Here is a 10,984-nt window from a genome sequence, read left to right as displayed (position 1 = left end):
GTCGCTCAAAATTGATGTCCGACCTTTATCCGTCAGTGGACCCCAAATCAGTTGCCGCCCAATAGATTCTTAAGTCCTTTGCGGACTTCATTCTCCAAGCCTTGCTTGGCAGCATTCTCTAACTGTTGCTGACGCACTTTATCTAGGTTCAACCGTTTCGCAGTATCTGTAGCGGCCTTCTTGGCGGCGTCCTCTAATTTCTTACGCGCGCGGGCTTCTACCTTTTTAACTTCATCCCGTGCTTGCTGGCGCAGTTTTGCAGCTTCTGCATCAGCGTGGTCTTTCAGTTTTTGCTTTTCGCGCTCAATCTCTTGACGCGCTTGATCTTCAAGCTTTTTACGCTCGTTTTCTAGGTTCAGTGCAGCAGCAAGGTCGGGGCGAATTTTCAGGTCGGACCACGGGCCTTTGATGCGCACGGGAATTTCCACACGATCTTGGGTGCCGACCTCTTTAGCAATAGGCGTCACCAGATAGTCCATGGTTTGTGCACCTAGATTGATGGCACCCTCGCCTTTCACATCAACGCGGCCCGTGGACACGCCCAGATCGTCGTTGCGTAGAATGCCGCCGTTGATCACGCCGTTGGCTTTCATGTTCTGGAATTGCGTCAGGCTGGCGTTTGCGTTGCCCTGACGGATCAACCCTTCTAGATCGATCCCTGCGATGGTGCCTTGTGGGATTGCGAGAGCTAGTTGACCGCTAAGCGACCGCATAATCGCGTCGATTGAGCTACCAGACCCTAGAAATGACAGGTTCAAATTGGCGTTCCCTTCGACCTTGTCGATGCTCGCAAGGGCGCGCAGCAATTGGCCAAGGGCAACTGAATTGGCGCGTAGATCACCACCAACAGATAGCCCGTTGCGATTGTTAGCGACGACTTGCCCAGCAAAACGACCCTGATACGCGGCCAGATCGTTGATCAAGACAACTGCGCGCGAACGGTCGATGTTTACGCCAAGATCAGCGGCGCCCAACTTGATCGTACCAAGGTTAATAGAGCGTGCTTTTAGCTCGATGTTGCCATTGAGCGAGCCAAGCGCACTTGCGTCTATCCGATCTTTTGACCAGCCGGTCCCAGTAGGGGCGCTTGCGGTGTTACCACTATCAGAAGACAGCGCGCTGAGATCCAAATCACCTGCTTGCAACGTTGCATTGATATTTGGAATAGCACTGTCTAGCCCGACAGAGACGGCCCCGCTTAGCGTGTTTTGATCCAATGAAACTGTCAGGCCGGATAGATCAAGCTGGTTAGATTTGAACGATAGGCCAGTGGTGATATTGATAGCTTGGCCAAGTCCCTTTGGAATAGATGGCACACTTTGACCCAGCGCCGTCATTAGGTTCGCGGTGTTTGGAATTGCCGCTTTGATGTTGCCAGACACGGCAGGTAGCGCACCCGCAAGGGCGATATCGATTGCGCCAGTCACGCTCGCGCCGGCCATAGAGGCAGCAAGATTGTTAAGCTTGGCGGTAACGCTGCTGCCTTGGACCCGCGCGGTGACATTGGTTTTGATCGCGGGCTTGGCATTTGAGGACAGACCAAAATTGCTAAGTGGTTGCCCCAGCAATTCAGCACTGCGCGCGACGTTCGACAAGTTCACTGCAAGGTCTGCTGTTACATCAGGCACGCCATTTGTAAGCGCGACATCTGCTTGTCCCGAAACCTGAGCATTCTCAAGCGATGCGGTTAAATCGCGCAGCTTTGCACTGACATTGCTGCCATTCGTGGAAAGCGTGATTGCGCTGGCAAGATCAGGATTGAACGCGGGACTAATTCCGAACTTTGCAGGGGCTTGGCCCAGCATGGTCATCAACTGGCCCGCACTTTTGATGTTTGCAGTAAGCTTGGCAGTGATCTGCGGCGCGCCCAGTGCAAGAACGATATCGGCGTCGCCCGAGAGCGTACTGTCGTTCAGACCAAGCGCCATTTTTTGCAAGGCAAGGCGTGTTCCATCAAAGCTAACTTGGCTGCTGATCGTGACACTCGGGTCAAAATCAGATGCCAACCCAAGGGCGGCGGGGTCTTGACCCAAGGCACGCAGCACTGCGCCTGCTTTGGGAATGGTGCCATCAATTTGCATCGCCGCCTCGGGCTTGATTGATGCGATCCCTTCAAAGTTTAGATCGGACCCTGCTGCTTTTAATGTACCTGAGATGACGGTCTGTTCCCCTGCGGTCAATCCAAGGACGTCAGCAACGGTGGCATCCAATTCCAAGCGTTCACCAAACGGTGTGATGCCAAGGGCCAAAATGGCGGCACCGTCAGAAGAAGGCCAGCTGAGATCAAGATCAACGTCACTAAAGCTTTGATCGGTGCCTGTGCCGGCATCGACATACCGTAAGGAGGCGTTCGAGATCAAAGCGCGTTCCCGTGAGAAATCGAAGCTTTGTCCGTCAGCGGTTTCCCCAGATGTCGGGGGTGCTGGTGCTGCTGACGTATCTTGCGCAAAAAATTCCCAGTTCGCGCGCCCGTCTGCACTGCGTTCCAACACGATGCGGGGGCTGTTGGCTTCTAACTTTGTAACGCGGATCGTGCCCGTCAAAAGCGCTGGCACGTCGATCCCAATCGCAAGGCTGTCGGCAGTTAGTAAAGGTCCGTTTTCAGCCCAATCCGCAGTACCGATACTGGCAGGGCCAGTCGTCACGCCAAGAATAGGGTACAGGCTAATGGACGTTTGCGAACTGATCGAAATGGCGCGTCCCGTTTGTTTGCTTATCTGATCGGCTGCGATGCGCGCGATCCGTTCGCCCGGCAGCATCAAAAGACCACCGATAGCGATGACAACCGCTATAACAAGGATAACGATCAATCTGATCAAGAAACGCATTGGCCTGCTCCGCCCATTTTCTTTGCATCGTATGCGCAGCTTGCGTCCCCTGCAATGCTGCTGCGCGTCCCAACGTTTCACAAGCGGGTTTGTTCCTGCTCTTCTCAAAACGCACAAGGGGGTGTAGGGAGCGCGCTATGACACAGAACCCTCCTTCGCTTCGCCCTGATCTTGCACCGTCGGTTAAATTGCCTGACGTCGCGCGTGCCGGTCAGCCCCGTATTGGTATGGTCAGCCTTGGTTGCCCTAAGGCGCTGGTTGATAGCGAACGCATCCTCACGCGACTGCGTGCCGAAGGGTATGGCATTTCGCCTGATTATGCGGGTGCGGACGCTGTCATCGTGAACACATGTGGCTTCCTTGATAGCGCCAAAGCAGAAAGCCTTGATGCGATTGGTGAGGCGCTGCAAGAGAATGGCAAAGTGATCGTGACGGGCTGTTTGGGCGCGGAACCCGACTACATCCGCGAACACCACCCCAACATTCTGGCCGTTACAGGCCCGCATCAATATGAGCAGGTTTTGGACGCGGTTCACACAGCGGTTCCGCCGTCCCCTGATCCCTTTGTTGATCTTTTACCTGCTTCGGGCGTGTCGCTGACGCCGCGCCATTACAGTTATCTCAAGATTTCCGAGGGCTGTAATCACAAGTGTAAGTTTTGCATCATTCCCGACATGCGCGGCCGCCTTGTGTCGCGCCCTGCCCATGCGGTTCTGCGCGAAGCGGAAAAGCTGGTTGAGAGTGGCGTGAAAGAATTGCTGGTGATTTCGCAAGACACATCGGCCTACGGTTTGGATCGCAAGTACGATGTAAATCTGTGGAAAGATGGCGACGTACGCAGCCACATCACCGATCTATCCCGCGAAATGGGTAAGCTGGGTGCATGGGTGCGTCTGCATTACGTCTATCCCTATCCATCCGTGCGTGAATTGATTCCTTTGATGGCTGATCCAGAAAATGGCTTGCTGCCGTATCTGGATATTCCGTTCCAGCACGCACATCCTGATGTGTTGAAACGTATGGCGCGCCCTGCGGCGGGTTCCAAAACGCTCGATGAAATTGCAGCGTGGCGCGCAACCTGTCCTGATATCACTCTGCGTTCGACTTTTATTGTCGGCTATCCGGGTGAAACAGAGGCAGAGTTTCAAACGCTGCTTGATTGGATGGACGAAGCCCAGCTTGATCGTGTGGGATGTTTTCAATACGAGAACGTCGATGGTGCGCGCAGCAACGCGTTGGAAAATCACGTTGCCAGCGAAGTGAAGCAAGACCGCTGGGATCGCTTTATGGAAAAGGCACAAGCTATTTCCGAGGCCAAATTAGAGGCCAAAGTCGGCATGCGCATGGACGTGATAATTGACGAGATTGACGAGGACGCCGCGACCTGTCGAACCAAAGCGGACGCGCCTGAAATTGATGGTAATTTGTTCATTGATGAAGGTTTTAAAAACCTGAACGTTGGTGACATCGTTACGGTAACTGTCGATGAAGCAGGTGAGTACGATCTTTGGGGTGTTTTAGACCGTTAAGGATTCGCTAACCAAACTTGCGTACCCAAATAAGCATGGTTTTACGCATTTTATTCATTTGCCTGTCCGGCACGTTCCTTTTTGCTTGCTCTAGCAAGACAAACGATCCCGTCGTTACGAACACGTGTACGACCGTTGGATGCCCTGGTGTCGCGCTCGTTGAAGAGCCGACAGAAGATGTGGCGACGGTCGTGAGTTTGGCGAGCAGCTTTGGAGAGCTGAGTGGGGACATTACCAGCGTTGCGTTCGATAACGCGTCACAGATTTTCACGATCTCTGCACTGGATTTGAATGCGCAGATGAACCGTTTTGGCACAGCAGATTTTAGGTCAATGTTTGCGATGTGGGACGTCGGGGGCATTCACAACGCGTATTTTGCAGACGGTGAAGGAACGCAGGTTGTCATCTATTCTGGAGGCACCGCAGGAAATGTTTTAGAACCTCGCAAGCTTTGGTCGAACGGGGCCTTCTGAGATGCCACTTATAGGCAGCGCGCAATTTAATGGGGACTATGCGGGATTTACGACTACGCGTCGTATCAATGGCGACGCGCAATTGGATGTGGATTTTGCTGCAAGTACGGTCAGTAGGCGCATTACGAATAGACTATTCAGGCTGAGGCCAGATAATACAGCGGATGTTGTTAACCCGCTTAGTACAATCGTGTTGGAAGAAACCAGCTTGGGCGCGGATGGGTCTTTCCAAGGCGTTACAGGTGGCGGACAGATTGTGAATGGGCAAGTTCTTTGGAACCCTGCAACGGGTAGCTTTGTCGGCCTGATCGGTGGCGCAACAGGGAACGAAGCGGTTGGCACCGTCGCTTTGACTCATCGTTCGCCATCAGGCGGTACATTTGACGAAATCGGCGGCTTCCTTGCGACGCAATAACATTTGCGGATAGCAGTGGTGGAAATGCAAATGGGAGCACGCAGATGAAAGATATCGTTGTTGAAGGTCACAGTTTTCAGATTGTAACAGAACAGACAGGCAATGCATGGCGTGTTGAAGTCGTGAACAGCGTCAAATTAGCGTTCGCCTTTGATCCGACGTTTGAGAGCGAAGAAGACGCGATTGCACATGCAAGTGGGGGACCGCTTTTGGGTGCGTGATGTAGGATTGAATCGGCATCATCCGCCAGAACTGACCTTCGTGCCCGAAAGAGATCGTTTGAATGTCGTCCTTTGAAATTTGGGCGGCATAAAACCAATTGACGGTTTTTGGATGCAGACTGTTGGGGTAAAATTTCCCCCAAGTGATGCGATCTTTGGTGAGGCTCAGCTGAAATTCTTCGTAGGTTTCGCGCAGGATGCAGTCTTGGGGCGTTTCACGTCCTTCGCGACCCCCACTGGGTAAATCCCAAAGCCCCGGGAAAGGAATGCTCGGTTTGTCATCACGCAGATAGGTTAAGAGCGCGCCTTCGCAATGCAGGACAATTTTTGCACCGCCAAAATCGCGCTCTTGTGGTGTCATCCCATCAAGACCTGACCGAACTCTTCACGCAAATTGCGCTTTAGGACCTTGCCTGTTGCATTGCGGGGAAGCGTGTCTGTGAACACAACCATGTCCGGTTTTTGCCAGCTGGCGATCTTGCCATCAAAGAAGGCGATTAGGTCTTCTGGCTTTGGATCCGCACCTATTGCTTTGACGGCAACCAAGATCGGGCGTTCATCCCATTTGGGGTGGGCGGCACCAATAACAGCAGCTTCCAACAAATCGGGATGTGCGACTGCGATGTTTTCAAGCTCAACCGAGCTGATCCATTCGCCGCCTGATTTAATGATGTCTTTGGAGCGGTCACAAATTGTCATGTAGCCGTCTTCATCAATACGCGCGACATCGCCGGTGTCGAACCACCCATCGCGCAGACCGTCGTCTTTTTCCGGGCGGAAATAACCCGACATCACCCAAGGGCCACGCACCAACAGATCACCCTGTGCTGTGTCATCATTGGGCAGTTCGTTGCCTGCATCGTCAACGATTTTCAACTGCATCCCGTAGGGCGGGCGCCCCTGATTTTCGCGTAGTTTGTTTTGGGCCTCAACCGATAGCTTCGCGTGTTTTGCGAGGGGTTGGTTAGAGGTGCCAAGCGGGCTCATCTCGGTCATGCCCCACGCGTGAACCAGATCGACGTTATAGTCATCGCGGAACGTATCAATCATTGAGGGCGGGCAAGCAGAACCACCGACGACTGTGCGCTGTAGACTTTCAAGCGTGCTACCCGTTTCCTTAGCAGCCATCAAAAGACCCTGCCAAATCGTGGGAACACCCAGCGCAATATTCACTTTTTCGGCGTCGATCAGTTTCAATAGACTTGATCCATCAAGTCCCGGACCCGGCATAACCAATTGCGCACCGACCATGGCCGCGGCGTAGGGCGTGCCCCACGCGTTGACGTGGAACATGGGAACGACGGGCAAGATGATGTCACGCGCGGAAAAGCCGATGCAATCGGGAAGGGCAGCTGCAAAGCTGTGAAGCATTGTCGAACGGTGGGAAAACAAAACTCCCTTGGGATTGCCTGTCGTGCCAGAAGTGTAGCACAGGCTGGACGCCGTGTTTTCGTCAAAGTCGGGCCAAGTGTTGTCGTCATCGCCCGTTTCGATCAACTCGTCGTAGAATTGCAGTTCTGGGATGCTTTCTAACGCGGCTTCATCACGTGCGCCCATCAGAACGATTGCTTTCAGCGTGGGCATCTTGTCCTTCAACGCGGCGACAAGCGGCAGGAAGGTCGCGTCGATGAAGATCACTTCGTCTTCTGCGTGGTTCACGATGTAGACAAGTTGTTCGGGAAAAAGACGGGGGTTGATCGTGTGGCAAACGAATTGCCCGCCAGAGACACCAAAGTAGATCTCAAGGTGGCGACGGTTGTTCCATGCGATGGTGGCGCAACGGGCAGATGGAGCGAGGCCCATCTTGGTAAGCGCACTCGCCAGCTTTTTAGAATTGTGATGCACCTCGCCCCAGTTGGAACGCGTCACAGTGCCATTGGTTTCCACGGACGTGATTTCTGTTGCACCGTGATATGTGCCGGCGTGATCAATCAGTGTTGAGATTAGCAAGTGGCCTTGCATCATTTGACCTAGCATATTCGTCCCCTCTCAAGGTTTGGGATCAAAGTGAACGGCACACCGTTTTTGTCAATCGTTTTGCAACGTCATCGGAGGAAGATTTGGGGCCTGTTCAAGATAGGCGTTCACGCAATCCTGTACGCGGCGAAACCGATCACCGCCCAAAAGCGTGCCGCCGTACCAGCGGGTGACGACAATCAGGTGATCTTGCAGCTTCGCGCGCTCTAACATGCGCAGGATTATCACGCCTGCACCACTTTCGCCGTCGTCGTTCTTGATCGGCCTGCCATCTGAACACAGCAAGGCCCATGTGTTGTGCGTGGCCTTTGCAAAACGCTTATTGCGCTTGAGCTCTTTGATGAGCGCAAGTGCGTCTGCTTTGGAATGCGCAGGCGCACCGCTGACCGCGTATTTTGAGCCGCGATCTGTGACGACGCTCGCAATTTGGAACATTAGTTCAGTGTGGCGGCTGTTTGGCGAACCGCGTCAATGCGTGCGGCATTGGGTGGGTGTGTACCAAGGAAGGTATTGCCCGGATCTGCGATCTTAGTGAAGAATGCAGAGCCAAGTATAGGATCATATCCTGCCTTATGCGTGATGATCGTACCCAGACGGTCGGCCTCAAGTTCGAAATTTTTAGAGTACCCGCGCGCACCAACAGTTGCGCCGACTTTCTGCGCGGTTTGAATGATTTGCTCACCACCTCCAGTAAGGGCCGCAAGTCCGCCCAAGATCACTGCACCTGTCGTCGCATTACGTTGTTGACGGGCTAGGTGCGCCTCGATGTGGTGGGCGGCTTCGTGCCCCATTACAAAGGCCAGCTCATCTGCGTTCTTTACGGTTGCGATCAGCGGGATGTTGAAGGCCAGAACGGGACGACCCGCTTTGTCGAGGGTTTGGAATGCGTTTGGCGCTTGGCCGGGGCGATCATCAACCACAATATTAAAATCGCAGTTCATATCTGTTGTGCGCGCACGGCATTCGGCCTCTGCAATGGGCTCTACGGTTTGGACAACTCTGACGAATTGGCGTGCCGCTTGCTCTGCGCTCAGTGATGTTGCGGGTGTTGTTGCTTGGGCTGGGGCGGGTGCTGTTTGGGTTGGCGCGCTGGGTGCGCTTGGTTGCGAGGGACCAGTTGAGATACAGGCGCTCAGACTCAGAAAGAGAAGCGGCGCAAGGAGTCGAATTGTCATTTTAATGTCTGCCCAAATGATCATTTTATTGACAATAAGATAGGCGCGCCGGTTTCCTATTACCAGTCACGAATTCGAGGGGCTTGTCATGTGGGCACTGGGTTGCCTAAGCTGATCTCAAACAGGGGGACGACAATGCGTACAGGATTTTTCTGGGACGAAAGCTGCTTTTGGCATTCAGGCGGCAACTACGCCAGCACGTTTCCTGTGGGTGGTTTGGTGCAACCCATGGTGAACGGTGGCCTGCCTGAAAGCCCGGAAAGCAAGCGTCGGTTCAAGAACCTGATGGATATGACGGGGTTGTCCAAGGAATTGGCGATGCGGGGTGCTACACCTGCGACGCGCGAGGATCTGCTGCGTGTTCATCCCGCAAGCTACTTGGATGCGTTTAAGGAAATGTCGGATGCGGGTGGTGGTGAGATTGGATTACGCTGCCCCTTCGGGCCGGGTGGTTATGATATCGCCGCTATGTCTGCGGGATTGGCCAAGGCCGCTTTGGAAGCTGTTCTAAAAGGTGAATTGAAAAACGCCTATTCTTTGTCGCGCCCTCCAGGGCATCATTGCTTGTCAGAGACGCCCATGGGGTTTTGTTTGTTGGCTAATATTCCCGTTGCAATTGAGGCGGCCTTAGCAGGTGGTCTCGCAAAGCGCGTTGCTGTCATTGATTGGGATGTGCACCACGGGAACGGAACCGAAGCGATCTATTATGATCGCTCTGACGTTCTGACAATCTCCATCCATCAAGAGAATAATTTCCCACCTGAAACCAGCGGTTTTAAGGATCGCGGATCTGGTGCTGGCGAGGGGTGCAATCTGAATATTCCGCTGCCGCCTGGTGCTGGACACGCAAGTTATCTTGAAGTGATGGAAGCCATTGTGATCCCGCAAGTCCGCGCGTTCCAGCCCGAGGTGATTGTCATCGCCTGCGGATATGACGCCACTTCGATTGATCCTTTGGCGCGTATGATGGCGACTGCGGATACGTTCCGCCAAATGACACGTCAGGTGATGGCGCTTGCGGATGACGTTTGCGAAGGTCGCCTTATGATGACCCATGAAGGGGGGTATTCTGAAGTCTATGTTCCGTTCTGTGGTCACGCTGTGATGCAAGAGATGAGTGGCAGCGATATTGAAGCGGCTGATCCCATGGAACCCCAAAACCTTATACGCCAACCGGGGCTGCCACATCAGACCTTCGTCAGTGGTGAGATTGCGCTAATGCGGGATGCGCTGGGCCTTTGAGGTTGAATTTGCACCGTTTCGTGATGATGTAGCGCTCAACAACAAGGAGGCGCATGTGCCTGATCCAAATCCAGCCGCCATGGCGTTTATGCTCTCGCGTCGGTCGCGTCCTGCAAAGTCTTTGCAGAGGCCAATTCCCAGCAACGCAGAATTACTGCCGATTTTGACCGCGGCGGGCCGTACCCCAGATCATGGCAAGCTAGAGCCGTGGCGCTTTATCGTACTTCAAAGTGCTGCGATGGATCGTTTGGCAGCGCTTGCGCGCGAGCGTGGTGAAGCGCTTGGGTATGATGGCGAGAAGACAGAAAAAGGCGCTGCACAATTTGTGACGGGTGAATTGGCCGTGGTCGTCGTTGAAGCGCAAAAGCCCTCTGAAAAGGTGCCCGCGATTGAGCAGATCTATTCGGCAGGTGCGGCATGTCTTGCATTGTTGAATGCAGCGCTTGCCAGCGGATGGGGTGCAAACTGGTTGTCTGGTTGGCCATCTCATGATCGTAATTTTGTAGAAACAGGTCTGGGCCTAAGCGCGCAAGAACGTGTTGCCGGCATCATCCATATCGGGACTGAAAAAGCAGCGCCGCCAGAACGTCCGCGCCCAGATTTGGATGCTATTACAACATGGGTGGACGCATGATCCTATCGTCGTTCTTCAAAGCCATCGGTCAAATGGGCGACCCACGATTTCGCCGTGTGCTTTTCCTTGGCGTTACGCTGACGATTGCGTTGCTGGCGGGATTCTACGCGCTGTTCCTAACGACAATGAACGAAGCGATTGATGGCAATCTAAGCCTACCAATTATTGGCGAAGTCACGTGGATCGGTGATTTGCTCGGATGGGGATCGCTCTTCCTCATGCTGTTCTTGTCGATGTTCTTGATGGTTCCCGTTGCCTCTGCGATCACATCGTTGTTCTTGGACGAAGTTGCGTCGGCGGTAGAGGCCAAGCATTTCCCGACACTGCCCCTTGTGAAGAGCGTGCCGTTCTATGAATCGCTGCGGGATACTGTGAATTTCCTCGGCATTTTGATCGGTGCAAATATACTGGCGATTGCACTATATATAATGATGCCATTCGCTGCGATCTTCATCTTTTGGGCGCTGAACGGGTTTTTGCTGGGGCGGGA

Annotated in this window: 11 protein-coding genes and 1 pseudogene; 7 read left to right on the top strand and 5 right to left on the bottom strand. The window is 53.7% G+C overall.

The window, feature by feature from the left end; all coding sequences use genetic code 11:
- Positions 1-47: 47 nt before the first annotated feature.
- Complete coding sequence (locus QZ279_RS04625) at positions 48-2,828, bottom strand: AsmA family protein (RefSeq protein WP_293448570.1); 2,781 nt, start codon at positions 2,826-2,828, stop codon at positions 48-50.
- Positions 2,829-2,965: 137 nt separating this feature from the next.
- On the opposite strand from QZ279_RS04625, the gene rimO reads away from it, so the two are divergent.
- From rimO to QZ279_RS04605, 4 genes are read left to right on the top strand one after another with little or no spacing between them, the layout of a single operon-like run.
- Positions 2,966-4,357 carry a 30S ribosomal protein S12 methylthiotransferase RimO gene (gene rimO, locus QZ279_RS04620; RefSeq protein WP_293448567.1) on the top strand — a complete coding sequence of 464 codons (1,392 nt, stop codon included), beginning with the start codon at positions 2,966-2,968 and terminating at the stop codon, positions 4,355-4,357.
- A 35-nt stretch (positions 4,358-4,392) separates the two neighbouring features.
- Positions 4,393-4,830, top strand: coding sequence for a hypothetical protein (locus tag QZ279_RS04615; RefSeq protein WP_293448565.1), 438 nt, complete (start codon positions 4,393-4,395; stop codon positions 4,828-4,830).
- Between the two features lies 1 nt (position 4,831).
- Entirely contained in the window at positions 4,832-5,245 is a 414-nt protein-coding gene (locus QZ279_RS04610; protein WP_293448563.1) for a hypothetical protein, read from the top strand.
- Positions 5,246-5,289: 44 nt separating this feature from the next.
- Positions 5,290-5,466 (top strand): hypothetical protein, encoded by a 177-nt coding sequence (locus QZ279_RS04605; protein ID WP_293448576.1) that lies wholly within the window; start codon positions 5,290-5,292, stop codon positions 5,464-5,466.
- 49 nt (positions 5,467-5,515) lie between these two features.
- Here the strand turns inward: QZ279_RS04605 and QZ279_RS04600 are convergent.
- From QZ279_RS04600 to QZ279_RS04585, 4 genes and pseudogenes are all read right to left on the bottom strand, one after another.
- A pseudogene (locus QZ279_RS04600) lies at positions 5,516-5,827 on the bottom strand (NUDIX hydrolase); the annotation flags it as partial.
- Positions 5,824-7,443: a long-chain-fatty-acid--CoA ligase gene (locus QZ279_RS04595; RefSeq protein ID WP_293448561.1), complete on the bottom strand. Its 1,620-nt coding sequence runs from the start codon at positions 7,441-7,443 to the stop codon at positions 5,824-5,826. The pseudogene QZ279_RS04600 and the gene QZ279_RS04595, both read right to left, overlap by 4 nt.
- A 51-nt stretch (positions 7,444-7,494) precedes the next feature.
- On the bottom strand, positions 7,495-7,878 hold the full coding sequence (locus tag QZ279_RS04590; protein ID WP_293448559.1) for a YigZ family protein: 384 nt from the start codon (positions 7,876-7,878) through the stop codon (positions 7,495-7,497).
- Complete coding sequence (locus tag QZ279_RS04585) at positions 7,878-8,618, bottom strand: M48 family metallopeptidase (RefSeq protein ID WP_293448556.1); 741 nt, start codon at positions 8,616-8,618, stop codon at positions 7,878-7,880. Before QZ279_RS04585 ends, QZ279_RS04590 begins: the two co-directional genes overlap by 1 nt.
- Positions 8,619-8,753: 135 nt before the next feature.
- Between QZ279_RS04585 and QZ279_RS04580 the strand changes: the two genes are divergently transcribed.
- From QZ279_RS04580 to QZ279_RS04570, 3 genes are all read left to right on the top strand, one after another.
- On the top strand, positions 8,754-9,860 hold the full coding sequence (locus tag QZ279_RS04580; protein WP_293448553.1) for a class II histone deacetylase: 1,107 nt from the start codon (positions 8,754-8,756) through the stop codon (positions 9,858-9,860).
- Positions 9,861-9,915: 55 nt separating this feature from the next.
- The gene (locus QZ279_RS04575) at positions 9,916-10,494 is read left to right on the top strand and encodes a nitroreductase family protein (RefSeq protein ID WP_293448573.1); all 579 of its coding nucleotides are present in this window, start codon (positions 9,916-9,918) and stop codon (positions 10,492-10,494) included.
- On the top strand, positions 10,491-10,984 hold a 494-nt coding region (locus tag QZ279_RS04570), incomplete at its 3' end, for an EI24 domain-containing protein (protein ID WP_293448550.1). The genes QZ279_RS04575 and QZ279_RS04570, both read left to right, overlap by 4 nt.

The organism is Planktotalea sp. (assembly GCF_018607965.1).
In the GTDB taxonomy this organism is placed as follows: Bacteria; Pseudomonadota; Alphaproteobacteria; order Rhodobacterales; family Rhodobacteraceae; genus Planktotalea.
This window is presented reverse-complemented; position numbering and strand designations above follow the sequence as displayed.